The organism is Caldicellulosiruptor kronotskyensis 2002, from assembly GCF_000166775.1.
GTDB lineage: Bacteria > Bacillota > Thermoanaerobacteria > Caldicellulosiruptorales > Caldicellulosiruptoraceae > Caldicellulosiruptor > Caldicellulosiruptor kronotskyensis.
In genome coordinates, this window is the sequence record NC_014720.1 from 2,621,043 (window position 1) to 2,645,673 (window position 24,631).

Consider the following 24,631-nt stretch of genomic DNA (forward strand, 5'->3'; position numbering starts at 1 on the left):
AACAAGCAGCGTACCTTTTCTGAACACATAAACCCTACAAAAGCTATTGTTTGCTTGAATAAAATTTATTGTAAAAAGATTTAAAAAATCCTTGACATAAAATTGTAACGATGGTATAATAGCATTGTAAGAAAAATGTCGAAATTTGTTGAAAGGAGGAAAATTTGAAATGAAATCAACAGGCGTTGTAAGAAAGGTTGACGAGCTTGGCAGAATAGTTCTTCCTATCGAGCTCAGAAGAACACTTGACATTGCTGAGAAGGATGCTCTTGAAATCTTTGTTGATGGTGACAAGATTATTTTGAGAAAATATGAACCAGCTTGCATTTTCTGCGGTAATGCAAAGGATGTTATCTACTACAAGGGCAAAAACATCTGCAAAGACTGCATGGAAGAACTCAAAAAGAGCTAATTGAGCAAAAGAAGCCAGACACCACAAGAATAGAGGGCAGAAAAAATTCATTCTGCCCTCTATTCTTTTTCATTTAAATTCATTACTTTCCACCATAATCTTGTACACCTTGTTCTTAGGTAGCTTTAGCTCATCTGCAACCATTCTTGCTGCCTCTTTTTTGGAAAATCCCTGCAAGAGTTTTTCATTTAATTTTTCTCTTATTAACTCAATATTGTTTTCCTGTTCTTTTTCTTTAGCATCTTCATAGCCTCTCACAACAAGCACATATTCACCTTTCGGAGGATTTTGTTTAAAAAACTCTATTGCTTTTGAAAGATTTGTTAACATAACACTTTCATGCACTTTTGTTATCTCTTTGACAATGCTTATTTCTCTTTCTTCTCCAAAAATCTCAGCCATCTGAGAAAGAGTATCTAAAAGTTTGTGAGGAGCTTCATAAAATATGAGTGTCCTTTTTTCATATTTTAAGCTTTCAAGTTTTTCTCTCTTAGCTCTCTTATTTTTGGGTAAAAACCCTTCAAACACAAAACTGTAAGTGTTCTGACCAGAGAGCACTAAAGCACATACAAAAGCAGAAGGCCCTGGAACCACTGTAACATCTATACCTTCTTCTATGCACCTTCGAACAAGCTCATACCCAGGGTCTGAAATAAGAGGCATTCCCGCATCAGACACAAGCGCAATCTTCTTGCCGCTTTTCAGCTCATGTATAATTTTCTCTTCTTTTTCTTTTGGGCTGAACTCATGAAAAGAAACAAGTTTCTTTTTTATTCCAAAATGGTTCAAAAGCTTTATGGTGACCCGTGTATCTTCACATGCAATAAAGTCTACCGAATTTAAAGTGTCTATAGCACGTTTTGAGATGTCATCTAAATTTCCAATCGGTGTTCCAACAATAAATAGCTTTCCACTCATTTTGTTTCATCCTCATTATCATTTTGCGTCTCAAGGTAATATTCCATTTCATCAATAAACAGGGGCTTGTCAACCACCAATGAACACTGTTTACCTTTTTTGGCCTCTATCAGCACAAGTGAAGACTCTTTTTCCTTGTTCTGGTGAACAAATCGTATAAGGCTTGGTTCTAACTTATAAAGTCGCAGATAGTATAGAGCATCTGTAAGCCTGTCACTTCTGTAAACCATATAAAAACGCCCACCAAATTTTAAAATCTGCATTGCGCTTTTGACAACATCTTCAATTGTACACATAATTTCATGCCTTGCAATGGCTTTTTTAATATTGGGATTTATAGTACCACTGTTTACTTTTCTGTAAGGCGGATTTGTAAATACTACATTTGCAAACTCAGAACCAAAAATTTTGAGAGCATCTTTTAAATCAGCATTAATCACTTCAATCCTATCCTGAAGATTATTGATATTCCTGTTTAACACAGCAAGGTCACAAACCTCTTTTTGAATCTCAAGTGCATAAAGCTTTTTGAACTTTTTACCTTTTGCCCAAAGTAAAATTGGAATTATAAGATTACCAGTGCCAAATTCAACTACAACGTCATTTTTCTTTATCTGGATAAAATCGCTTAACACAACAGCATCTGTACCGTATAGAAAATAATCTGTATCTTGGTATATACAATAGTTTCCTATCTTCAAATTTTCCTTCCTGAGCATAGCTCTACCTCTTTACCTGCAAAATTTATAATATGACAAAGTCATTATTCAGATGAAAAAATTTTATTCAATTAGTGTTGTTTTTTTCAGCAAAAGCATTATAATATATTATAGTGCCCTTGAAAATATTTGACAATCTCTAAAAGAGGAGATTTATTATGAAGGTTTGTATTGTAGACGACGCTCAATTTATACGCCAAATTTTAAAAGAGATATTCACTTCACTTGGGCATCACGTTATTGCAGAATTTTCATCTGCATCACAGCTCATTGAAGAAATCGAAGATTTAAAGCCTGATATTATAACACTTGACATAACAATGCCAGACATTGACGGACTTACTGCAACAAGAATTATAAAGAATATTTTACCAAATACATATATCATAATAATTTCGGCAATCTCTCAGCCAGATATTGAAAAAGAAGCAAAAAGATGTGGTGCATTTGAATTCATCAAAAAGCCATTTTCAAAATTAGCAATTGAACATGTTTTGAGCCAAATCAAACAAGAACAGAGCAGTAAAAATGGGGCTATACATTAGCCCCATTTTTGATTAGTATCAGAAATATAAATCTCTTACACCCTGTCTTATCATCTCAAGCCTCTTTTCAGTTTCTTTGCGCATTTTTTCATCTTTTATCTGATTCAAGCTCTCATATATAATTTTTCGCCCAACCTCTTTTGTCTTTTCAGAACCATAATCCTCTAAATACTCCATAAAAGTCAAAAGCGCATTTGGTGTACAGAAGTCTTGAATGTCACCTGTCTTGGCATACTGCATAAATAAATCCCCAGTTCTTCCTCTTCTGTAACAAGCTGTACAGTAGCTTGGAATATAACCCTCCTCGCAAAGCGTTCTTATGACCTCATCTGGACTTCTTTTGTCTTCAACCTCAAACTGTGCAAGGTCTTCATCTAAATTACCCGTGGATTTTTCTTCATACTCAAGAGTATAGCCACCAACACCCGTGCAGGACCCAGCGCTTATCTGCGATATTCCAAGGTCAATTACCTCTTCTCTAAAACCTGGTCTTTCACGGGTAGATAAAATCATTCCAGTGTAGGGCACAGCAAGTCTTATTATTGCAACAATCTTTTTAAACTCATCATCAGAAACAAGGTAAGGATATCTTTCTTTTGTCACCTCAACACCCTCGGCAGGTCTAATCCTTGGCACAGAGATTGTGTGTGGTCCTACTCCAAATCTTTCCTCAAGATGCTTTGCATGTAAAATCAGTCCAACAACCTCAAATTTATAGTCATAAAGCCCAAATAGTACTCCAAGCCCAACATCATCAATTCCACCTTGCATTGCTCTGTCCATTGCCATCGTATGCCAGTCGTAATCTGATTTTGGCCCTTCGGGGTGCATGTATTCATAGGTTGGTCTGTGGTATGTTTCCTGGAAAAGTACATAAGTGCCTATTTTTGCTTCTTTCAGCATCCTATATTCTTCAATTGTTGTTGCTGCAATGTTTACATTTACTCTTCTTATATTTCCTTTTTCCTTGTAAACAGAATATATGGTTTTTATGGCATCTATGACATACTCAATTGGCGCTTCTTTTGGATCTTCGCCAAGCTCAAGAGCAATTCTTTTGTGCCCAAGAGATTCAATTATTTCAACCTCTTTTCGTATCTCATCCATCGTAAGTTTTCTTCTTTTCATTTTGGTATTTGACCTGTGATAACCACAGTAGCGGCAGTTGTTTACACAAAAGTTACTGATGTAAAGAGGTGCAAAAAGCACAATTCTCTTGCCATAAATCCTTTCTTTTACCTGTCTTGCCGCCTTAAAAAGTTTTTCTAAAAGATCCTTGTCCTCTATATAAAGAAGGGTTGCAACCTCCTGAGGCTCAAGTCCATTTAACTGCAAAGCTTTTTCAATTATTTCTTCTGCTCTGTCAACATTTTTTCTACCTTCTTCAAGAATATCATAGACCATCTGGTCATTTATAAACTCAGTTCTTTCCCATTCATCTTTTCTAAACATCTCAAAATCACACTCCACTTTTTATTTAGTAAGAGCACTTTTTACTTTAACACCTGGCAAGCTACCAAGCTTTCCTGTGAGCGCGCCAATCTCATCAGTTGTTCCATCAACTATGAGCGAGATTACACAAAGCCCTCTTTCTTTATATGGTATACCCATCCTGCCAACAATAATTTCACCATGATCGCTTAAGACTTTGTTGAGCTTGTCTGATACCTCTTTTCTGTTTTCAATCACAATTCCAATAACGCCAATTCTCCTTTCCAATTCACTTCACCATTCCCTTTTTTAGGTAAAATAAAACCACCTCTCCTGACTTTTTAACCTTTTCAGCCAAAAGAGGTGGATTTATGTCTTATTATTGACATCATCCCATTCCCCTCCTTATCAGGCCATGATACCCTCTAAGTCAGGATCAAATATTTTGTTTGTTAATATTATAACATAGTTTTTGAGATTTTGAAAGTATTCTAATAGAAATGCTTTTATTTATCCATACGTGAACTACCATTCATCTGCACCAACCAGTAACTTGCATTGCTCTTTATATTCTTTACCATTCCAACTGAATTTAACTTTTATATTTTCGTTCCCAACTATCATTGATGATTTATAAATTGAATTTGTAAGAACATCAATCTGTGAAGGAATACTTCAAATTAACCACTTATCAAATTCTTCTCTATCCAATATTTATGTAATGCCTCTGATAATACCTCTCTATAGAGTTATTAAAATCAATAGTTCTTACAAGCAAACAATTGAGGAGTTTGCAAAACTTCTTTTGGAACACCCAAGCCAAACTTTGCAAGCATCAACTGTGCGTCAGGTGCAATAAGACCTCCATAGCACTTTGTCCTAATATTATCTCTATAGCACATCAAAAATTCAAGTATTACTTGAATTTGGTAAAAATTTTTTGAATATATGTTGCATTCAAATAATAGCACAAATAATGTATAATATAGTAAATATGATTGGCTAACATTCTGCATTTTCAAAAAGGAGCTGATTTTTTTATGATACTTTTTGTTCTTTTCATTCTGGGTATAGCTTCAGGATTTCTTCTTTTCTCAAAAATTTTTCTTTCAGACACTAAAGGCGATTTTTTTGAATTAAATCAAAAGATTTCTGTTATAATCCCTGCTCGAAACGAAGAGAAGAACTTGCCTCACCTTCTTAAAAGTCTATTAAACCAAACAATAGTTCCTGATGAAATAATAGTGGTAGATGATTTTTCTGAAGATGGGACTTGCAAAATCGCTGAAAAATTTGGTGTGAAACTAATTAAAAATCCACCTTTGCCTCCAGGCTGGACAGGTAAAAATTGGGCTCTTTGGAATGGGTATTTAAACTCAACAGGTGATATACTGATATTTTTAGATGCTGATGTGAGACTATCTGAAAATGGTATAGAAAGAATTATAAAGACACTCTTTTCAACAAATGGTGCAATTTCAGTTATACCATATCATACAACGCAGCAGCTTTATGAAAAATTGTGTTTAATTGTAAATATCCTTGGTGTATTTGCGTTTATGTCACCTTATGAAAGAAAGAGCAAGAACAAAGGAATGTATGGTTCATGTATAGCAGTTTTTAGAAAAGACTACGAAAAGGTTGGCGGGCACAAACGTATATGTAACAGAGTAACAGACGATTTGAGCCTTGGCAAGCTTTTTTGCAAAAATGGCATTAGAGTTGAAAATTTTTTAGGATACGGTGCTGTTACATTTAGAATGTACCCAAATGGAATGAAAAGCCAGCTTGAAGGAATTGCAAAAAGTGCAGCTTTAAGCATGCAGCTTTTAAATACAAAAACAGTCATTTTAATTGCTCTGTGGACTTTTGGGCTTGTCTTAACAGGTTTCTTAACACCGATTTTGCTGTACATTCATCATCCTTTAGCAACTAAATTTTTAATAGGCTATATTCTTTATGTCATTCAGATATTATATCTCCAAATATATATAGGTGATTTTGGTTTTCTACTTCCTATACTGTACTTTATTCCTACTGCATATTTTTTACTAATGATTTTGTATTCTTTTTATCAAGTAAAATTTATTAAAAGTATCTACTGGAAAGGAAGACAAATTAAAGTAGGAGGTCACAACAGTTGAAAATAACAATGCAAAAAGGTATAATTTTGACTAGGTGATGTTAAATATTGCTAAGTGTGCAAAAAGTTAAAGAGATATATGCTATCTGCCGAAGAACACTAATAAACTGGGAGAAGGAAGGGTTAATAACACCTCTCAGGACACCGAAGGGAAGGAGAAGGTATAAAAAAGAAGACATAGAAAAGCTACTTGGTATGATAGAGGAAAAACCAAAACCAACCGTTGTTTTGTATGCAAGAGTCTCCACTAAAAAGCAAGAAGAGTACCTTAAAAACCAAATTAGAAGACTTGAAGAATATGCCAAGTCTCAAGGTTGGCAGTATGAAATTATATCTGAAATAGCCAGCGGAGTGAATGAAAACAGGAGAGGACTATTAAGACTTTTGAACAAAATCAAAAGAGGAGAAGTTGCAAAAGTTGTAATAAAGTATCCCGACAGACTTGCAAGGTTTGGATTTGAATATCTTAAGTTTTTCATGGAGAGTTTTGGAGTAGAACTTATAGTGTTAAATGGCAGAGAAAATGAAGAAGATATTAACAGAGAACTGGCAGAGGACTTAATAGCGATAGTAACATCTTTTGCAGCAAGGATTTATGGACAAAGAGGTGCTAAAAGACATGGTAACAGTTCAGGCGAAGTTAGTGTTCGATAGAGAGGAAGACAAAAAGGCAGTATTAGATCTTATGAGAAGATGGTCCTCTTGTATGAGGTATGCATACAAGAGGTTACTTGAAGGTCACAAAAGGAATGAACTCAAAAGGCAACTGCAAGGAATTTTTAATCTTAATTCCCGATACGTTGATGATGCAATAATGAAAGCAAACAGTGTTTTAAACTCATGCAAAGAAAGAGGAGAAAATCCTGAAAAGGTCATTTTTGGTGGTAGGCAACTTTTTGAAAAACTAAAGAGGCGGCACATAAACGGCAAAGCAAATAGGAAACTTCAACTTAAGTGGCAGGAGAAAAGGAAGGGGAGTCTGTACTCAAGAGGAGACAGGAGCAAAAAGGGAAATCTCAATACAAGGATTGAGATAGACGGAAACTTCACAAAACTCAGGATTAACGTAGGAGAAAGAGAGTACGTATATGCGACGATACAAGCTGGATGGAAGATGAAAGGTAAGACATACATGGATAGGAACCTACTGCTACAAGCGATAAGCAGCTCAAGTGAACCTTATTCTGTAGAACTGAAACTCAAAAACGGTGTAGTATATAGCCTACTTCACCGTTGAAGAAGTTTTCCCACAGCCTGCGATAATGAGAGCAAATGGAGTTATAGGGATAGACACTAACGCATATCCAAAGAATGTTGCATGGGCAGAAACAGATGAGTACGGACAGTTTCTGGGATATGGCAGAATACCACTTGAGAAGCTTGAGAGTGGAAGCTCAAGCAAGAGAGAGTATTACAGGTGGCAGTATGCACACATGATAGTACAAATGGCGAAAGAGAAGAAAAAAGCGATAGTGATTGAGAACCTTAGCATACAGGACAGGGGCAGAAGAGGCGACTTTTCAGGTAGAAAATCAAGACGGATAAGGCACTATTTTGGGTACAGGTCACTTTTGGAAAAGGTAAAACTTCTGGCAAAACGGGAAGGAGTAGAGGTTATAGAAGTAGACCCTGCGTATACTTCGGTAATAGGGATGTTGAAGTATGCACCGCAGTTTATGGTGAGCAAGGATATTGCGGCAGCGTATGTAATAGCGCGAAGAGGACTTGGCTTGAGAGAAAGGATACCGCACAATTATATGCTGCTTCTTAGTAGTCTTGATACAAACAGCATGGAAGAACTAAAAGAATACGTAAAGAAGGTAGTTAAGAACCCGAACGTTAGGAGAAAACAACTCAAAGCGATAGATAGGGTGATAGGGATTTTACAAAGCTCTGGGAGTGAGCCAGGGAGGCTATCCGTGCCTCTGGATGGAACAAGTGCGGGTAGTCGTGGCAAAAAACACAATCCCTGGCGAGTTCTTAGGGTAGCGGTGGTAACGCCACTCTCTCCTGACAGAGTCCTGCGTGATATGTCTGTCTTGAAATCGCTTTTGATTTCAGGGCAAGTGGGGAGACCCGGCTAAAAAGGGCGTAAGTTCCTGTTTCTTGGGGCAGGGGCAATGGCTTTCCCAAATACCGCCTGCTGGGGCTGGGAAAGCTTTGATGGGCGGACTACAAATACCCCAGCCGCCAAACATGTGCTAATGTGCACAGTTTGGTTGACCAGGGTAAATTAAAGATGCTTGTTGCAATCACTCTTTTGGAATTTTTCTGTGGATCGTTGATGTTCTCCTACTGGCTTGGAAAGCTTGTCAAAAAGGATATAACAGCTGTTGGAGACGGAAATCCAGGAGCTTTTAATCTGATTCAGGCAGCTGGAGTTAAAATTGGACTTTTGGGAGTATTTCTTGATTTTGCAAAAGGTTATTTTCCCCTTGTGTATTTTGTTGAACAGGGATACCTGCCAAAGTCATATATTATTCCCGCTGCAATCGCACCAATCTTAGGACATGCATTTTCACCTTTTTTGAGATTTAAAGGAGGAAAATCCATTGCAACTACATTTGGAGTGTGGAGTGCTACAACTCGCTTTAGAGTTTCTCTCTTCTATGCGGTTGTACTTGCTCTGCTGTTTTTAATAGCGAAAAAACTAAAGCATGGCAGTCGTACAACAACACAAGAGGATGCTTTTATGGTAGTGCTTGGCTTTACAATTGTGGGTGCATATCTCTATTTGAATAACTTTTCGGTTTATCTTTTGGCCTTGTGGTTTTTAAACTTAATTATAATGATATATAAAAACAAGGAAAAACTTGCTACTTTTTATATTTCGCTCACTGATAAACAACATGAGATAAAAAAATAAATTCTTTTTCCTCAAAAGCATGTTTTAGTATATTTTGTACTGATAATGTTTTGTATAGCAAGTAATACATAGTGCTTTTGTTAAATTTATGTTATAATATCTCACAGAGTACATTATTGTAGGAAAGGAGCAGAGATGGACTTGCACAAAAAGTGGTGGAAGGAAGCTGTTGTATATCAAATCTATCCTCGAAGTTTTTATGACTCAAACGGTGATGGAATTGGAGATTTGCCAGGAATAATAGAAAAACTTGATTATCTACAAGAACTTGGAGTGGATGTTATTTGGCTAAATCCTATTTACAAATCTCCAAATGCAGACAACGGTTATGACATCAGCGATTACTATGATATCATGGACGAGTTTGGTACAATGGAAGACTTTGATAGGCTCTTGAATGAAGCTCACAAAAGAGGAATTAAAATTGTAATGGACCTTGTTGTGAACCACACATCTGATGAACACAAATGGTTTTTGGAGTCCAGAAAATCAAAAGACAATCCTTACAGAGATTTTTATTTTTGGCGCCCTGGTAAAAATGGAGGACCTCCTAATAACTGGACATCTTTTTTCAGCGGCCCTGCATGGAAATACGATGAGTTGACAGGAGAATATTACCTTCACCTTTTTGCTGTAAAGCAACCAGACCTCAACTGGAACAATCCTCAGGTCCGTCAAGAAATTTACAAAATGATGAAGTGGTGGCTTGACAAAGGCATAGATGGATTTAGAATGGATGTAATAAATCTCATTTCAAAAGTTGAGGGGCTACCAGATGACCCAGATGAAAATCAAGGAGGCTTGATTGGTTTTAAATACTATGCCAACGGTCCAAGGGTGCATGAATATCTTCAGGAAATGAACAGAGAAGTGCTTTCAAAATACGACATCATGACAGTAGGTGAGACTCCATTTGTAACTCCTGAGATTGCAAAGCTATATGTAGAGTATGATAGAAATGAGCTTAATATGATATTTCATTTTGAGCACATGGATATGGACTGCAGCGGCAGCAAGTGGAATATAAAACCTTGGAAACTCACTGATTTGAAAAAGATAATGTTCAAGTGGTATTTGGCTTTAAAAGACAAGGGCTGGAATTCGCTTTATCTTAACAACCATGACCAGCCAAGGATGGTCTCACGCTTTGGAAACGACAAAGAGTACAGAGTTGAGTCTGCAAAGCTTTTAGCAACCCTGCTTCACACATGGCAGGGAACTCCTTATATCTACCAAGGTGAAGAGATTGGTATGACAAACTGCAAGTTTGAAAGTTTTGATGAGTTCAGGGACATTGAAACACTCAACTGGTACAAAGAGATGAAAAAGCTTGGAAAATCAGATGAAGAGCTTTTAGAAATCTTAAACAAAAGAAGTAGAGACCATGCACGAACACCTATGCAGTGGGATGATTCTAAAAATGCAGGATTTACAAAAGGCACCCCATGGATAAAGGTAAATCCAAATTATAAGGAAATAAATGTTAAAAAAGCTTTAGAAGATAAAAATTCAGTGTTTTATTACTATAAGAAATTGATTGAACTTAGAAAAAAGCATCCTGTCATTGTATATGGGGATGTTCAAATGCTTTATGAGGACGATGAAAAGATCTTTGCATATACAAGAAGCTATGAAGATGAAAGGCTTCTTGTTGTAATGAACTTTTCTGAAGAAGAAAGCGAGTTTTTAGCACCAAATGAAATATTTACCCAAAAACCTGAACTTCTGATAAGTAACTATGAAATTGACGACAATATCCAAGAAAAAATTGTTTTAAAACCTTATGAATCGAGGGTATATAAAATATAAGAAACTAAAAAGGGCTGTAAATATATGGCAAATACGGCCCTTTTGTTTTTAATAAACTAAATCGATTTTTAAAATCCTATTGACAAAATCAAAAGTTGTAATTATAATAAAATTGTAATCAGTTTAATTTTAAATCAATTTTATAGGGGGCGGCTAAGATTAATGATATAAATCTTTTAAAAGAGGATCTTGAAAAAAGAGGTATAAAACCATCACTGATTAGGATTAAAGTTTATGAGTATTTGAAAAAACACAGAACACATCCCACAGCTGAAGAGGTATATTTAAATCTTTCAAAAGAGATTCCAACACTTTCTAAAACATCAGTATACAATACTTTAAGTCTTTTTGTTGAAAAAGGACTTGTTCAGATGTTGACAATCGAAGAAAATATAGCAAGGTTTGACGCTGACACCTCTGTTCACGGTCATTTTCAGTGCAAGGTGTGTTGCAAGATTTACGACTTTTTAGTTGAAAAAGAGTCCATTCAATCTTATTTAGACAAAAACTTTGACGTTGAGGAAATTTATGTCTACTATAAGGGTGTATGCCCTTATTGTAAAAATAAAAGTTTATCTTAATTTTATGGGAGGTTGAGTTTTGAAATGAAAGATTTGAAAGGAACACAGACAGAAAAGAACTTGTGGGCAGCGTTTGCTGGCGAGTCTCAGGCAAGAAACAAATATACTTATTTTGCATCACAGGCAAGAAAAGAAGGCTACGAGCAAATTGCAGCAATCTTTGAAGAGACAGCTGAAAATGAAAAGGAACATGCAAAGCTATTTTTCAAGTTCTTAAACGGAATTGGTAACACTCAAGAAAACCTCAAAGCTGCTGCAGAAGGCGAACATTACGAGTGGGCTGAAATGTACAAAGAGTTTGCAAGGGTTGCAAGAGAAGAAGGATTTGAAGAGATAGCTATTGCTTTTGAGTTTGTTGCGAAGGTTGAGGAAAAACATGAAGAAAGATACAGAAAACTCCTTGAAAATGTTGAAAACGGCAAGGTATTTGTAAAAGATGATGTTGTCGTTTGGAAGTGCAGAAACTGCGGCTATGTGCATGTTGGCAAAGAAGCTCCAAAGGTATGTCCAACCTGCAAACATCCACAGTCATTCTTTGAGATTAGAGCTGAGAATTATTAATTTCAAATTTATAAAGAAAGACGTAAGGCTGCTACTAATGTTTTTCAATGTGTAGCAGCCTTAATTTTTTGCAGTAAAACAGCTTAAATAATTGATTATTTAGTGTTATAATAGGTTGTGAAAAAAAGAATGTTCATAGCTGAAAAGGGAAAGGAGCTTACAAAAAAATGAATTGGGGAAAAATAATTATAGGAGATAGCAGAAATATGTCTGAAATAGATAATGAAACAATTGATTTGATAATAACATCACCGCCTTATTGGCATTTAAAAGACTACGGTGTAGCTAACCAAATAGGATATGGTCAAACACTTCATGAGTACTTAAAAGATTTGTATCGGGTATGGCAAGAATGTTTTAGAGTTCTTAAAGAAGGGCGGCGTTTGTGTATCAATATTGGTGACCAATTTGCACGCTCTATAGTTTATGGCAGATATAAAATAATTCCATTACACTCTGAGATAATTGCTCAATGTGAAGATATAGGATTTGATTATATGGGAGCAATAATTTGGCAGAAAAAAACCACAATGAATACAAGTGGTGGAGCAAATGTTATGGGTTCTTACCCATATCCACCAAATGGCATGATAGAAATCGATTATGAATTTATACTTATATTCAAAAAGCATGGAAAATCCCCAAAGGTGTCTCCTGAAATTAAAGAAAAATCAGTCTTGACAAAGGAAGAGTGGAAAGAATACTTTAGTGGGCACTGGTACTTCAAAGGTGAAAAACAAACTGAACACGAAGCCATGTTCCCTGATGAACTTCCATATAGATTAATCAAAATGTTTTCATTTGTTGGAGACACAGTATTGGATCCATTCTTAGGTAGCGGAACAACCTTAAAAGTTGCCTTAGAACTTGAAAGAAATGGAATAGGGTATGAAATCAATCCAGATTTTTTAGAAGTAATAAATAAAAAGTTAAATACAATTAATAACTCGTTCCTTTATAAGATTGAGACTATTAAAAAAGAAACCGAAACTCCTGAGATAAAAGCTGTAAAATATGAACCACGTATCAAAGATGCATCACCTATAATAGATCCTAAGATAATTGAACCGAAAAAAAATCAATATTTTAAAGTTTCCGAAATAGTTTCTGCTGATACAGTTAAACTTAACAGTGGTCTAGAAGTAAAACTATTAGGTGTAAAAATAAAAAAAGAAAAAGAAAAAGAAGCTGTAGAATACTTAAAAAATTATGTGTTAAATAAAGAAGTTTTTTTGCGCTACGATAGTAACTCTACTGTAAAAAACAATAATGTAAATGCTTATTTGTACCTTAAAAACAAAATCTTTATCAATGCTTACTTAATAAAAAGTGGACTTGCTTTAGCCGATAAAGATAGTTTCTACACTTACAAAAATAAATTTAAAAAATTAGAAATGGTTGACTAACAATGGCAAAAGAATGGATCTTAAACATGGCAACTAATAGATGGGGATTAAACAAAAAAGATAAAGTAGGTCCTGTTGCTAAATGGATTAGAGAAACAGCGCCTAAAAATCTCGAAGAGTAGGAAAAGGCTTATCTAAGGCTTGTAGAAGAAAACATCTTAAAACCCCAAAATTTAGAATTTTCTGATGCTGAAGAATATCTTAAAGAGCTTGGTAGAAAACTGTATGTTAAAATAACTGAAGTTATTCAGGCTGAAATTGACGATGTCACTGAAGAAGACTGCATAAAATAAATTATATAAAGCAATTAGTAATAAACCGCACTTTTCAAGGGTATATCACTGAAAAAGAAACCATCTACGGGAAAATAGAAAGATTGCTGAATTTAAAAATTCACCCTGCTCCAGATGAATGGGATAGATTATATAATGTAGACTTTTATATTCAGATAAACAACAAGTACATTGGAATACAAATAAAACCCATTACTTATGAACATATGCCTCAAATACATAATTGGATAAAATGGCTTTCGCAAACACACAAAAAGTTTTCAGAAGAATTTGGTGGAAAAGTATTTGTTATATTTTCTATCACAAATAAAGACGGCAAAAAAGAGATATACAATGAAAATGAAATAATAGAGCAAATTAAGCAAGAAATAGAAAGATTAAAACAAACATAAAAAACCGAAGAGGCTGTCTAAAAAAAATGAAGTAACAGCCTCTTTTTTATTTATCTTTCCACTTAATTATTTAACAACAGTTTTTTCTTTCTCTCATACTCTTCTTCGGATATCTCACCATTTGCAAATCGCATATTTAAAATCTTAAGCGCTTCGTCTTCTGGCGAAAAAGATTGCAAACCATTTTTCTTTGTTTCCATATACAACTGGCTAAATTTGTTAATAGCATAAATTATTATAACCACTAATACTATCAAAAATAAAATACCCACAATAAAACCTCCTATCATATGAAGTCCCCAAAGACCATCAAAGTGATTATAAAAATATCTCATCATTGTTATTCACATCTCCTTTCAATTAACTTTTGATTACATTATCTATAATAACCCTTTAGTGTGAAGAAAGTATGATTAAATTGTAAAGAATGTGTAAAATCAAGTGATTAGTATTTTTCTTTGGCGTATTAATCTGTTATTTCAAAAAATTATTGACAGTATAAGATTTTTTAGATATACTTAGCATATATTCAATTTCTAAAAATGCGCGAGGGGGTAATTTTTTTGAAACTAAAAAGGTCAATAAAGCTGCTCATCACATTTTTAGCTGTTTTAAGTTTTGCGTTTTCTTCTGTTGCATATTCTCAGACAAATTCTGCGCTCATTTTCAAAGCTGGAATTGCTTACCTGCAGGCACAAAACGCAAAAACGGTTGATGAAGAGATAAGAATTGACTTAAGACTTTCTGCAGGCAAAAATGCAACAGCAGAAGATAAGAAATTGGAAGAATTTTTGAAGAAAACGTATATAAAAGCAAGAGTTGTAGCTGATGTTTATAACTATGAATCTAATATGTTACTGAGTTTGTATTACAACAATAAACAAGTCCTTAGTGGTTCTGTTTACGTCAACAAAGACTTGGCTGTTTATAATTTTCCACAAATTTATTCAAAACCATTATATGTAAAATTCAGTGATACTTACAAGAATATGCCCATTCAGATTGATGTCGAGAAATATACAAAGTTGTTTGATGTCAGATCTAATAAACAGCTTCAAGAACTGGTGGCAAGCTATGCTGCGGTTTTGATGCCTCAACTTGCAGCTGCTATTAAGTCTTCTGACAAAAAAGTGGAAATTGTCTTTAGCGATGGAAAAAAACAGAGCTGTAGCGAAATCATTTTTGAATTTAACAAAAACTCAAGCTTAGAAATTGTAAAAGCGATTTTAACAAAAGCAGCAAATGACACTAAAACAAAAGAGTTTATACTTCAAGTTTTAAAACTAATACTTGAGGATTCAAAAGCAATTCTTCAGACTCAGATGCTACCTGAAGGAGAAGGACTAAACGCTGAGGATTTAGATGTAGGTGAAATCTTAAATCAGGTAAACCAAAACTACACTCAAGCTGTTAACAGTGCTGTTTATGCCATTGATGAAGTAAAGCCGCAGATTCCACCTTTTACTCTTCAGTACAGAATGATGATAGACGATAAGAATAACTTAAAAGGTGAAAGATTATACTTTTATTTGAAAGACTCCAATGATTTTAAAATTATGTTTGACATAAAAGGTGTTATAAATTCTTTAAATGCAAATATTAAGGTGCCCAAAATCGATATATCAAAAGGCGCTGATATGTCAAAGCTGACTAATAAAGATTTTGAAACTATGCAGAAGAATTTAGAAAATATATTTAAAAAGCTGGGCTTGCCAGTAGAAGGAATGAAGATGTAACGCAATTCAATATATTTTTATAGAAAAATTTAAGGAGCTGCCAAAGTTTTGAAAAACAGCTCCTTTTTTTGTTTATTTTTTTTGGCTAGACTTTTGACTTTTAAAGCTTATTATAATCTTTTATATGGTTGTCTTATAACATTATTACCTAAATCACTAGCAACATTTGACATTTCAAATCTTAAGAGCCATAAAACTATATCAAGCAGCACAGAACCTGCCAAAAGAATAGGTTTATATTCTTTTGGTAACAAGGCGTGAACAAATTCTAATCCAATACCAATTGCAATATACATCAAATATTTTGAGCCAGAGCCTTTTTTATCCATCCATTTTTCCTTAATGTCATTAGTATAATCCTCTGTATTTCCTGTTGCTTTTCCTTACTATTCCACATCTGCTACATGTCTGTGAGGTATAGCTCTCATCCACTTCTACATACTCTATACCACAGTTACTGCACTTTGTTCCAAGTTTCATCTTGAACTTCTCAAATGTTTTAACTATTATCATTCTCTTCACTCAAATAGTTCAGTTATAAAAGAATATTAAGAAGAGGTTATCTAAAATGTGTTTGTTAGATAGCCTCTTAGCTGAATAAAACAATAATATTTTTCATGTTTAACCTATTACATACTCATCAGTGTTGTAAATTTGACCATCTTGATGGTTCACACCCTTATTATAGCTATTTATAAAATTATATGGTAGATATTGCAACACTATAAAGTAAGGCACTGCTATAAGGTAAAAAACAAATCCTATCAAACTTAAAATAATAAATAATACACTCTCTTGAGATGTTTCTGTTTTAAATAATGTATCAACAATATAAACTGGTATTTGGAAAACTATTGATACCAAAATACTATAAATATAAGCTGCTATTACAAATCCCATTTTCCCCTTTGTAAGCTTTAAGCTCTCTTTAACACTTTCTATAACTCCTATATTTTTATCCACCAATGCTGCATTTGCAAACATTAATCTTAATAACAGGTAAACACCTAATACTATACCAACAATACCAATTATAATCAGAGCAAAGCGTGCTAAATTATCGACAGCATCGGTACTAAAAGCTATACCTATAATACCTATAAAAAGTATTGACCCAACTATAAGTGTTAATAAAAATCCCAGTCCAACTATTTTCAAGGCCATCATCAGATTTTTTTCTTTTATTCCGGCAAAGAAAATTTCAAAAGGCTTTTTGTATATATCCTTTTCTCGTGTTATTTCAATAAAGGTCTTTACAAGTGGATATTGAATAAAAGCTAATACTAACAATACCCACATTATAAAAAGTAGAATCATCAAAATAATATAGAAAATAAATTTGCTACTTAAAAATGGAAAAACATTCTTATCATTTAATAAACCTAATGTAGACATATCCACACCCATTAACATAGCCAATAAAATACCAAGTATTAGTAAAACCACAACTGCCAAAGTACCAAGAATAAATGATATAACCAATAGACCCAATATGTATCCATAGTATCTTTTTGTGAAGAAAAATGAGTCTTTTAAGAAATCTTTAAACATCTCAGACTTCCTCCTTTTACCTGTGAGATAAATTTATATATTTTTAAAATACCACATTTTAATTAGATTGAAAACAAAAAGGCTAAAGCATTTTTTGGTATTGCTTTAGCCTTGCTAATACAAAATCCTATTTTTCAGTTTTTTATTTTAACATCTCCATAAGATACATAAATATCTTGTCATTTAAGTAGAAAATCTGTTCATGTCCAAAGTCAGGGTAGATGAGCATTTGTTTTTTGGACTGTATTTTATTGTAGGCAGCAAACTGAGTAGATGGTGGGCAGATTGTGTCCATAAGACCTGTAACCATTAAAACCTCTGCTCTTATCCACTTTGCAAGATGCTGAACATCTATGTAGCCAAGCTTTGTAAATATCTCATCTTCTCTTTCATGAAGAGGGTCTCTAAATCTGAAATATGTTCTTATTTCTTCATAAGCGTCTTTTGCTAAATCCATCTCCCAAACTCTCTTGTAGTCACAAAGAAAAGGATAAACAGACACAACCCTTGAAATATAAGGAGATAAAGCTGCACAGGCAAGAGCAAGCCCGCCACCTTGAGAATATCCTAATGCTGCAATTCTTTTTTCATCTACTTCTGGCATGTTAGCTATTATCTTTGCAAGCTCAGCTGTATCTAAGAAAATCTGCCTGTATAAAAGCTGGTCTTTATCATCGTCAAAACCCCTTATTATATGTCCTTGAACCGTGTTGCCCTTCACACCACCAACATCTTCTGAATAACCATTTTGTCCTCTTACATCCATTGCAGCAACTATGAAACCTGCAGCAACAAGTCCAAATTTGTCACTCCAGTCGCCAGAATACCATTTGTATCCATGAAACATCAAAATTGCAGGGCATGGCTTCTCAATTTTTTTAGGTTTTATAAGCTGAACCCTTATTCTTGCTCCTTTTACTCCGGTAAAATACATATTAAAACACTCAGCATATGGAGCTTCTACTGACTCTTCTTTGACAATCTCTACATTGGGTTCAACCTCATCCATCTCTTTTAATGCCCTTTGCCAGTACTCATCAAAGTCTGGCGGACACGGATTTGTCCCCATATACGTTTTTAACTTTTCAAGCGGCATTTCAAAAACCATATAACCTCACTCCTTTTTGGATATTCGTATATACGAAGAAAATACATAATATATTATCTTACAAAGTAAAAAAAATGTGATAGGGATTATATCTCATTTTTTCAATATTTGTCTCATTTATTTTCTTATGCTAAATTGTATTCCTAAAACAAAAAGCAGGACTGTTTTCTCACTTTAGCATTTCAAATCCAGCCCTGCTATTTTTTATTTTACTGCCAATTTAAAAGCTCTTTTACACGAAGGTTTTCTTCCTCAAACCTTGTTTGTAAAATTTTCTTCTTTACATTTAATATCTTAGAAGGATTTAAGCTTAGCTCATCAATACCAAGTCCTATCAAAACAGGAACAAATTCCTGGTTTGATGCAATCTCTCCGCACACCCCAACCTCTATGCCTCTTTTGTGAGCATTTTCAACTGTCATCTTAATAAGTCTCAAAACAGCCGGGTGCAAAGGATTGTACAGGTACGATACTTTATCATTTGTCCTGTCAATTGCAAGGGTGTACTGGATAAGGTCATTTGTTCCTATGCTAAAAAAGTCAGCTTCTTTAGCCAAAATATCTGAGATAACTGCTGCAGCAGGAGTTTCTATCATTATACCAATTTCGATGTTTTGTGAGAAAGGAATATTTTCTTTTTTGAGCTCTTCTTTGGCTTCCTGGATAATCCATTTTACCTGATACACTTCATCAATACAGGTTATCATAGGAAACATCATTTTGAGTTTTCCATAAATAGATGCTCTTAAAAGCGCCCTTAGCTGAGTTTTAAAAAGCTCTTTATTTCCTAAGCAGAGCCTGATAGCTCTGTACCCCAAAAAAGGATTTTCTTCTTTATCTATATTCAAATATGAAATATTCTTGTCTCCCCCAACATCCAAAGTTCTTATAATAACCGGCTTGCCTTCCATCTTTTCAAGTACAGTTTTATAAACTTCAAACTGTTCATCTTCTGATGGTGGCTGGCTTCTATCCATGAACAAAAACTCTGTTCTGAAAAGCCCAATTCCTTCTGCTCCATTTTTCAGGGCAGCGTCAATCTCTTCTATATGCGCAATATTTGCAAACAGTTTTATCCTTTTCCCATCTTGTGTCTTGGACTCAACATACAAAAAGCTTTTTAACTCTTCTTTTCTCTTATTTTCTTCCACAATCTTCTTTTCATACTCCTTTATTAAATCCTCTTCAGGATTCACATAGACAAACCCCTCATAGCCATCTACAATCAGAAAATCTCCGTCTTTTATTTTATTGATTATATCTTCTACACCAACAACTGCGGGAATTTCGTATGTTCTTGCAATTATTGCTGTATGAGAAGTTTTGCCACCTTTCTCTGTGACAAATCCCCGCACATTTTGTTTATTTATTTGGGCTGTTTGTGAAGGAGTAAGGTCATGCACAATCAAAATACTGTCCTCAGGAAGATTTTTTAGGTCTATTTGTTTTTCTCCATTCAAAATTTTAATTAGTCTCAAAGCTACATCTTTTATATCATTTGCCCTCTCTCTCATATATTCATCTTCTAAGCTCAAAAGCATATTTTCAAAAAACCTTGCCGACTCATCAATGGCAAACTCAGCATTTATCCCTTCTTCTATCTTTCCTCTTACCATATTTACAAATTCTGGGTCGTCAAGGATTAAAAGATGGGCATCAAAAATCATTGCGTTTTTTTCGCCTAAACTTTCCTGAGTTGCAGCTTTTATCTTCCTTATCTGTTCTTTTGCTTTTTCTATGCTATCCAAAAAGCGTCTCAGCTCAGCACCAGTATTCTCTATTTTTGTCTTTTTGATTGTATATTCACTTTCTTTGATTACAACTGCTCTCCCCAAACCAATCCCTTCTGAGACAGGAATGCCTTTTATCACCACACTATTTACCCCCATCAACTTACTCATTTAGATTCTCTAATAAATCCACTAAACGTTTTAAAGCTTGGTCTTCATCTTCGCCTACAACTTTGAGAATAATCTCATCACCTTTTTTAGCTCCCATTGCCAAGATGTTTAAAATACTTTTTGCATTTACTTCCTTCCCGTCTTTTATAATAAAAATATCACTTTTAAACTTCCCCGCTTCAGTCACAAATATGCTGGCAGGCCTTGCGTGAAGACCTGTTGGATTTTTTAAAACAACTTTAGCTTCAACCATTTTAAATCCTCCTCCGCCATATGATAAGTTTATTTGAAAGAAGAAAAGGCAGGCACTCACCTGCCTCGAAAGCTTTTTATTCATAGTTTCTTTGGCTTTAAAACCGAAACTATAAGTGCTGTTACAACTGTTCCTATTGCAATAGCTACCGCATACAAAAGCAAATTTCCTACAGCGTTTGGTATCGGCAGTACAAATATCCCGCCATGTGGAACTGCCAAAGTACATTTGAACAAAATACTCAGGGCCGAAGTTACTGCTGATCCAATCATAATAGATGGAATAACCCTCAGTGGATCTGCAGCAGCAAATGGAATAGCACCTTCAGTTATAAATGAAATCCCAAGGAAGAATGCCGCCTTTCCTGCTTCTCTTTCTTCTGTTGTAAATTTATCCTTTGCAATTAAGGTTGCAAGCGCAAGTCCAAGTGGTGGTGTCATGCCAGCTGCCATAACAGCTGCCATTATTGTTGATGGCTGACCTGCCGCCAGAGTTGATACAGCAAATGTATATGCAGCTTTGTTGACAGGTCCACCCATATCAAACGCCATCATCAAACCCAAAATTATTCCAAGTAACACAGCGCTGCCACTGCTCATGCTCTTGAGCCATTCAGTCATTGCCTTATTTAAAGCTGCAACAGGTTCACCTACAACATATATCATACCCAAACCAATAATCAATGTTGACAAAACAGGAAGTATCAATACTGGCATCAAACCTTCCATTGTCTTTGGTAGCTTTATGGTTTTCTTAAGCCATGCAACTAAATACCCAGCTGCAAACCCTGCAACAATGCCGCCCAAAAAACCTGCTCCAAGCTTATTTGCTAAAAGCCCACCAATCATTCCTGGTACAAGCCCAGGCCTGTCTGCAATCGAAAATGCAATAAAGCCAGCCAGAATTGGAACCATGAGATAAAATGCACTGCCACCACCTATGTCCATGAGCGCTGCTGCAAGTGTTCCTTTTTTCTCAAAAGCTTTAATTCCAAATGCAAAAGATATTGCAATTAAAATACCACCTGCAACAACAAATGGAATCATATAAGAAACACCTGTCATCAAATGCTTGTAAACACCAGTTGCTTTTTCTTTTGCTTCTTTCTTGGCCTCAAAGACCTTGTCAACATAATCTTTCTTTTCCATGTTCATTGCTTTTGTGATAAGTCCTTTGGGGTCTTTGATAGCATCCTTTACACTTGCCCGAACAATTGGAAGCCCTTGGAACCTGTCCTCATCAATCTTTGTGTCGCATGCAAGTATAACTGCATGTGCCTCTTTTAAATCTTCGGGTGTTATCTCGTTTTCTGCACCGACAGATCCTCTTGTCTCAACCTTGATTTCAACCCCAAGCTCCTTTGCCGCCATCTGAAGTGCCTCTGCCGCCATGTATGTGTGGGCAATTCCAGTGGGGCAAGATGTGACAGCCACAATTTTTTTCATCTTCCCATTCCTCCTCATTTTTTATTTTTCTTCAAAAGCAGTTATGACATCTTCAAAAGACTTAGCATTATATAATTTTTTTCTCACATCTTCATGCATAAGTTTTCGTGATATAAAACTCAATACATGAAGATGTGTATCATCCGCATTTTCAGGAACTGCAATTAAAAAGAATATATATGCAGGCTCTCCATCCATAGAATCAAAATCTACCCCTTTTTTAGAAACACCAAAGGTAATACAAGGCTCTAAAACTGAACTATCTTTTCCATGAGGAATTGCAATGCCCATACCTATACCTGTTGAAAATTCTTCTTCACGTTTTATAACTGCCTTTTTAAACTTTTCTTTATCAGATAGTTTGCCATCTTTATGAAGAAGCTCTATAAGTTCATCAATAACTGCCTCTTTTGTTTCTGCCTGCAGATCAAAAATCATTCTTGATGGTGAAAACAAAGCTTTTATATCCATTTGAATTCCCCCAGCCTTTCTAATTTTATTTTTTCTAAAAACCCCTCAATTTCATTTTTTTCAGGCGCCTTTACACCCTCCTTTGAGACTTTTGCCGCTGCACAGGCTAAAGCAAGCTTGAAAATAGATATATCATCCATATTTTGCGAAAGCCCATAAGAAATAGCCGCAACCATTGAATCGCCAGCACCTGTTGTGCTTTTTACTTTAGCCTCAGCTGCCTTTGCAAACAGCTCCATATTTTCTGTCACAAAAACTGCACCCTTTGCTCCCATCGAAATCAAAACCTTTTTTATCCCACTTTCTATGAGTCTTCTTGCTGAACTTACAATTGAACTTAAATCATTTTCATCCACATCAAAAAGGCATTTAAATTCATGGATATTTGGCTTTATAACATCTGGCTTTTCTAAAACACCGCTCTCAAGCGCTTTTCCGTCGGCATCATATATAACCTTTGCACCTTTTCGTTTTAGCATTCTTATAAGCTCTACATACACATCCTCATCTACACTAGGTGGAAGGCTTCCTGAGAGCACAAAGATGTCATCAGTTTTTGCTATCCTATCTATCTTTTCAAACAAAAGGTTTATGTCTTTCTTCTTCACTTCAAAACCATTTTGATTGAGGTCAGTATAAACCTTTTGTGCCGTCTCAACAATTTTGATGTTTGTTCGTGTAAGACCATCCACAAGGATGAAGTCAAAATCAAGTTGCAAGTCTTTTAAATATTTCAAAAACCAATCCTTGTTGTCATTTCCTAAAAAACCAAGAGCAATTGATTTTCCGCCCAAGGATTTTATAACCTTTGAAACATTTATGCCTTTTCCACCTGCATCTATTAAACAATGGTTGCTTCTGTTTACTTGCCCTTTTTTTAGCTCATCGATATACACTGTCATATCTATTGCTGGATTTAGTGTAACTGTATAAATCAATTTGATCCCACCTTGAAATTTAAAGTTTTAAGTTATGACCTTCACACCAAGTTTTTCGTACTCAGCTCTTTGTCTGTCATCCATCTTATCAGTTATAATATAATCAAGCCTTTCCACAGGACATATGAGTGAAAAAGTAACCTGGCCAAATTTTGAACTGTCTGCGACCAAAAAAACCTCTTTTGCATTTTCTATCATTGCTCTTTTTATAGCAGCTTCAACATGGCTTGGTGTTGTTACTCCAAATTCTATCGACACTCCGTTTGCTGCCACAAAAGCTTTGTCAACCCTAAATTGCCTGAGTACGCTTTGTGTTATATCTCCAACAAGAGCTTTTGTCTTTGTCCTTATAACTCCTCCTGTCACAATCACTTCAAGATTATCATTGTTAGAAAGTTCATATGCTATATTTACTGAGTTGGTTATTATAGTTATATTTTTTGCAGTAATGTTTCTTGCAATATACTGGGTTGTTGTTCCAGAGTCAAGGATGAGAGTATCACCATCGTGAATAAAGCTTGCTGCAAGCTTCCCTATGTACTCCTTTTCTTTTGCAAACTTGTCTTCTTTTTCTGCAAAAGAAGGCTCAAAAGAGGTAATAAAATTGTTGACCGCCCCACCATGGGTTCTTTTTATTATCCCCAGAGCTTCAAGCTCCGCCAAATCTCTTCTTATGGTAGACTCTGACACACCAAACAGCTTTGCAAGCTCTGAAACCTTAACACTTTGCCCACTTTTTATCATCTGCGCAATTCTACTTTTTCTTTCCTCTGCAAACATTTTATTCACCTTTCGTTTATGCTCATTTTGATGAATGAATTTAATCATTTATGCTCATTTATGATTAATTTCATTATAGAACATGAAAGCTGCCCTGTCAAGCACCTTTTACAAAAAATATATGCCTTCTTGTCTAAATTTGTTTGATTTGCACATACATAATAAAATGATATTGTGAAAAGTGAAAAAATAAAGTTTTGCAGGATGAAGAAGGCGTTCAGATTATGAGAGTGCTTGGCAAAAATATGGCTTGGCTTTTGAAGCTTGTTGAAAATGGAAAAGGCAGCATCTTGGAGCCTGCAAAAGAACCAAAAGTAGTTACCAATTTTATAAGGTAACAAAAAAGAGGGGTTTTGGAAAAACTTACTTACT

24 protein-coding genes and 4 pseudogenes are annotated in these 24,631 nt (G+C 35.0%); 13 read left to right on the forward strand and 15 right to left on the reverse strand.

What is annotated here, in order from left to right; all coding sequences use genetic code 11:
- Positions 1-169: 169 nt before the first annotated feature.
- Positions 170-412: an AbrB/MazE/SpoVT family DNA-binding domain-containing protein gene (locus CALKRO_RS12095; RefSeq protein WP_011917919.1), complete on the forward strand. Its 243-nt coding sequence runs from the start codon at positions 170-172 to the stop codon at positions 410-412.
- 69 nt (positions 413-481) lie between these two features.
- Here CALKRO_RS12095 and rsmI read toward each other — a convergent pair whose 3' ends face one another.
- Positions 482-1,330: a 16S rRNA (cytidine(1402)-2'-O)-methyltransferase gene (gene rsmI, locus CALKRO_RS12100; RefSeq protein ID WP_013431288.1), complete on the reverse strand. Its 849-nt coding sequence runs from the start codon at positions 1,328-1,330 to the stop codon at positions 482-484.
- Entirely contained in the window at positions 1,327-2,049 is a 723-nt protein-coding gene (locus CALKRO_RS12105; RefSeq protein ID WP_013431289.1) for a tRNA1(Val) (adenine(37)-N6)-methyltransferase, read from the reverse strand. Before CALKRO_RS12105 ends, rsmI begins: the two co-directional genes overlap by 4 nt.
- Positions 2,050-2,207: 158 nt before the next feature.
- Here CALKRO_RS12105 and CALKRO_RS12110 point away from each other — a divergent pair, with 158 nt between their 5' ends.
- The gene (locus CALKRO_RS12110; RefSeq protein ID WP_013431290.1) at positions 2,208-2,594 is read left to right on the forward strand and encodes a response regulator; all 387 of its coding nucleotides are present in this window, start codon (positions 2,208-2,210) and stop codon (positions 2,592-2,594) included.
- An 18-nt stretch (positions 2,595-2,612) separates the two neighbouring features.
- Here the strand turns inward: CALKRO_RS12110 and hydG are convergent, their stop codons facing one another.
- Both hydG and CALKRO_RS12120 read right to left on the reverse strand, forming a co-directional pair.
- Entirely contained in the window at positions 2,613-4,046 is a 1,434-nt protein-coding gene (hydG, locus tag CALKRO_RS12115; RefSeq protein WP_013431291.1) for a [FeFe] hydrogenase H-cluster radical SAM maturase HydG, read from the reverse strand.
- Between the two features lie 21 nt (positions 4,047-4,067).
- Positions 4,068-4,313, reverse strand: coding sequence for a TM1266 family iron-only hydrogenase system putative regulator (locus CALKRO_RS12120; protein WP_013431292.1), 246 nt, complete (start codon positions 4,311-4,313; stop codon positions 4,068-4,070).
- A 752-nt stretch (positions 4,314-5,065) separates the two neighbouring features.
- Here CALKRO_RS12120 and CALKRO_RS12130 point away from each other — a divergent pair.
- The 9 genes and pseudogenes from CALKRO_RS12130 (at position 5,066) to CALKRO_RS14180 (ending at position 14,076) form a co-directional block, all read left to right on the forward strand.
- On the forward strand, positions 5,066-6,169 hold the full coding sequence (locus CALKRO_RS12130) for a glycosyltransferase (protein WP_013431293.1): 1,104 nt from the start codon (positions 5,066-5,068) through the stop codon (positions 6,167-6,169).
- 44 nt (positions 6,170-6,213) lie between these two features.
- Entirely contained in the window at positions 6,214-6,822 is a 609-nt protein-coding gene (locus CALKRO_RS12135; RefSeq protein ID WP_041741777.1) for an IS607 family transposase, read from the forward strand.
- Positions 6,788-8,252: pseudogene (locus CALKRO_RS12140) on the forward strand (IS200/IS605 family accessory protein TnpB-related protein). The gene CALKRO_RS12135 and the pseudogene CALKRO_RS12140 overlap by 35 nt, the downstream one beginning before the upstream one ends.
- 155 nt (positions 8,253-8,407) lie before the next feature.
- The gene (locus tag CALKRO_RS12145) at positions 8,408-9,034 is read left to right on the forward strand and encodes a glycerol-3-phosphate acyltransferase (RefSeq protein WP_013431295.1); all 627 of its coding nucleotides are present in this window, start codon (positions 8,408-8,410) and stop codon (positions 9,032-9,034) included.
- A 135-nt stretch (positions 9,035-9,169) separates the two neighbouring features.
- Positions 9,170-10,843: a glycoside hydrolase family 13 protein gene (locus CALKRO_RS12150; RefSeq protein WP_013431296.1), complete on the forward strand. Its 1,674-nt coding sequence runs from the start codon at positions 9,170-9,172 to the stop codon at positions 10,841-10,843.
- A gap of 158 nt (positions 10,844-11,001) precedes the next feature.
- On the forward strand, positions 11,002-11,424 hold the full coding sequence (locus CALKRO_RS12155; RefSeq protein ID WP_013431297.1) for a Fur family transcriptional regulator: 423 nt from the start codon (positions 11,002-11,004) through the stop codon (positions 11,422-11,424).
- A 24-nt stretch (positions 11,425-11,448) separates the two neighbouring features.
- The gene (rbr, locus tag CALKRO_RS12160) at positions 11,449-11,985 is read left to right on the forward strand and encodes a rubrerythrin (protein WP_013404300.1); all 537 of its coding nucleotides are present in this window, start codon (positions 11,449-11,451) and stop codon (positions 11,983-11,985) included.
- A 167-nt stretch (positions 11,986-12,152) separates the two neighbouring features.
- A complete protein-coding gene (locus tag CALKRO_RS12165) occupies positions 12,153-13,391 on the forward strand; it encodes a DNA methyltransferase (RefSeq protein ID WP_013431298.1) in 1,239 nt (412 codons plus the stop codon).
- 2 nt (positions 13,392-13,393) lie between these two features.
- A pseudogene (locus tag CALKRO_RS14180) lies at positions 13,394-14,076 on the forward strand (MjaI family restriction endonuclease).
- A 62-nt stretch (positions 14,077-14,138) separates the two neighbouring features.
- Here CALKRO_RS14180 and CALKRO_RS12175 read toward each other — a convergent pair.
- Positions 14,139-14,414, reverse strand: a complete 276-nt coding sequence (locus CALKRO_RS12175; RefSeq protein WP_013431299.1) for an SHOCT domain-containing protein — start codon at positions 14,412-14,414, stop codon at positions 14,139-14,141.
- Positions 14,415-14,639: 225 nt separating this feature from the next.
- Between CALKRO_RS12175 and CALKRO_RS12180 the strand changes: the two genes are divergently transcribed.
- The gene (locus CALKRO_RS12180; RefSeq protein WP_013431300.1) at positions 14,640-15,812 is read left to right on the forward strand and encodes a hypothetical protein; all 1,173 of its coding nucleotides are present in this window, start codon (positions 14,640-14,642) and stop codon (positions 15,810-15,812) included.
- A gap of 110 nt (positions 15,813-15,922) precedes the next feature.
- On the opposite strand, the gene CALKRO_RS12185 is transcribed toward CALKRO_RS12180, so the two are convergent.
- From CALKRO_RS12185 to CALKRO_RS12225, 10 genes and pseudogenes are all read right to left on the reverse strand, one after another.
- A complete protein-coding gene (locus CALKRO_RS12185; protein ID WP_041741781.1) occupies positions 15,923-16,141 on the reverse strand; it encodes a hypothetical protein in 219 nt (72 codons plus the stop codon).
- A gap of 22 nt (positions 16,142-16,163) precedes the next feature.
- Positions 16,164-16,307 (reverse strand): annotated as a pseudogene (locus CALKRO_RS13400) (zinc ribbon domain-containing protein); the annotation flags it as partial.
- 126 nt (positions 16,308-16,433) lie between these two features.
- Complete coding sequence (locus CALKRO_RS12190) at positions 16,434-17,363, reverse strand: hypothetical protein (RefSeq protein ID WP_013431301.1); 930 nt, start codon at positions 17,361-17,363, stop codon at positions 16,434-16,436.
- A gap of 142 nt (positions 17,364-17,505) precedes the next feature.
- A complete protein-coding gene (locus tag CALKRO_RS12195; RefSeq protein ID WP_013431302.1) occupies positions 17,506-18,471 on the reverse strand; it encodes an acetylxylan esterase in 966 nt (321 codons plus the stop codon).
- Between the two features lie 209 nt (positions 18,472-18,680).
- Positions 18,681-20,372: a phosphoenolpyruvate--protein phosphotransferase gene (ptsP, locus tag CALKRO_RS12200; RefSeq protein ID WP_041741783.1), complete on the reverse strand. Its 1,692-nt coding sequence runs from the start codon at positions 20,370-20,372 to the stop codon at positions 18,681-18,683.
- Positions 20,365-20,625, reverse strand: a complete 261-nt coding sequence (locus CALKRO_RS12205) for an HPr family phosphocarrier protein (RefSeq protein ID WP_013431304.1) — start codon at positions 20,623-20,625, stop codon at positions 20,365-20,367. The genes ptsP and CALKRO_RS12205 overlap by 8 nt, the downstream gene beginning before the upstream one ends.
- Before the next feature lie 80 nt (positions 20,626-20,705).
- On the reverse strand, positions 20,706-22,070 hold the full coding sequence (locus tag CALKRO_RS12210; RefSeq protein WP_013431305.1) for a PTS fructose transporter subunit IIC: 1,365 nt from the start codon (positions 22,068-22,070) through the stop codon (positions 20,706-20,708).
- A 21-nt stretch (positions 22,071-22,091) separates the two neighbouring features.
- Positions 22,092-22,541: a PTS sugar transporter subunit IIA gene (locus CALKRO_RS12215; RefSeq protein ID WP_013431306.1), complete on the reverse strand. Its 450-nt coding sequence runs from the start codon at positions 22,539-22,541 to the stop codon at positions 22,092-22,094.
- Positions 22,532-23,479, reverse strand: a complete 948-nt coding sequence (pfkB, locus tag CALKRO_RS12220; RefSeq protein WP_013431307.1) for a 1-phosphofructokinase — start codon at positions 23,477-23,479, stop codon at positions 22,532-22,534. Before pfkB ends, CALKRO_RS12215 begins: the two co-directional genes overlap by 10 nt.
- A 27-nt stretch (positions 23,480-23,506) precedes the next feature.
- A complete protein-coding gene (locus CALKRO_RS12225; protein ID WP_013431308.1) occupies positions 23,507-24,259 on the reverse strand; it encodes a DeoR/GlpR family DNA-binding transcription regulator in 753 nt (250 codons plus the stop codon).
- A gap of 191 nt (positions 24,260-24,450) precedes the next feature.
- On the opposite strand from CALKRO_RS12225, the pseudogene CALKRO_RS13405 reads away from it, so the two are divergent.
- Positions 24,451-24,597 (forward strand): annotated as a pseudogene (locus CALKRO_RS13405) (flavodoxin family protein); the annotation flags it as partial.
- Between the last annotated feature and the right edge of the window lie 34 nt (positions 24,598-24,631).

Coding starts and splice junctions, on each gene's coding strand:
- CALKRO_RS12095 (WP_011917919.1), top strand. CDS start 170: ATGAAATCAACAGGCGTTGTAAGAAAGGTTGACGAGCTTGGCAGAATA.
- rsmI (WP_013431288.1), bottom strand. CDS start 1,330: ATGAGTGGAAAGCTATTTATTGTTGGAACACCGATTGGAAATTTAGAT.
- CALKRO_RS12105 (WP_013431289.1), bottom strand. CDS start 2,049: ATGCTCAGGAAGGAAAATTTGAAGATAGGAAACTATTGTATATACCAA.
- CALKRO_RS12110 (WP_013431290.1), top strand. CDS start 2,208: ATGAAGGTTTGTATTGTAGACGACGCTCAATTTATACGCCAAATTTTA.
- hydG (WP_013431291.1), bottom strand. CDS start 4,046: ATGTTTAGAAAAGATGAATGGGAAAGAACTGAGTTTATAAATGACCAG.
- CALKRO_RS12130 (WP_013431293.1), top strand. CDS start 5,066: ATGATACTTTTTGTTCTTTTCATTCTGGGTATAGCTTCAGGATTTCTT.
- CALKRO_RS12145 (WP_013431295.1), top strand. CDS start 8,408: ATGCTTGTTGCAATCACTCTTTTGGAATTTTTCTGTGGATCGTTGATG.
- CALKRO_RS12150 (WP_013431296.1), top strand. CDS start 9,170: ATGGACTTGCACAAAAAGTGGTGGAAGGAAGCTGTTGTATATCAAATC.
- rbr (WP_013404300.1), top strand. CDS start 11,449: ATGAAAGATTTGAAAGGAACACAGACAGAAAAGAACTTGTGGGCAGCG.
- CALKRO_RS12165 (WP_013431298.1), top strand. CDS start 12,153: ATGAATTGGGGAAAAATAATTATAGGAGATAGCAGAAATATGTCTGAA.
- CALKRO_RS12175 (WP_013431299.1), bottom strand. CDS start 14,414: ATGATGAGATATTTTTATAATCACTTTGATGGTCTTTGGGGACTTCAT.
- CALKRO_RS12185 (WP_041741781.1), bottom strand. CDS start 16,141: ATGGATAAAAAAGGCTCTGGCTCAAAATATTTGATGTATATTGCAATT.
- CALKRO_RS12190 (WP_013431301.1), bottom strand. CDS start 17,363: ATGTTTAAAGATTTCTTAAAAGACTCATTTTTCTTCACAAAAAGATAC.
- CALKRO_RS12195 (WP_013431302.1), bottom strand. CDS start 18,471: ATGGTTTTTGAAATGCCGCTTGAAAAGTTAAAAACGTATATGGGGACA.
- ptsP (WP_041741783.1), bottom strand. CDS start 20,372: ATGAGTAAGTTGATGGGGGTAAATAGTGTGGTGATAAAAGGCATTCCT.
- CALKRO_RS12205 (WP_013431304.1), bottom strand. CDS start 20,625: ATGGTTGAAGCTAAAGTTGTTTTAAAAAATCCAACAGGTCTTCACGCA.
- CALKRO_RS12210 (WP_013431305.1), bottom strand. CDS start 22,070: ATGAAAAAAATTGTGGCTGTCACATCTTGCCCCACTGGAATTGCCCAC.
- CALKRO_RS12215 (WP_013431306.1), bottom strand. CDS start 22,541: ATGGATATAAAAGCTTTGTTTTCACCATCAAGAATGATTTTTGATCTG.
- CALKRO_RS12225 (WP_013431308.1), bottom strand. CDS start 24,259: ATGTTTGCAGAGGAAAGAAAAAGTAGAATTGCGCAGATGATAAAAAGT.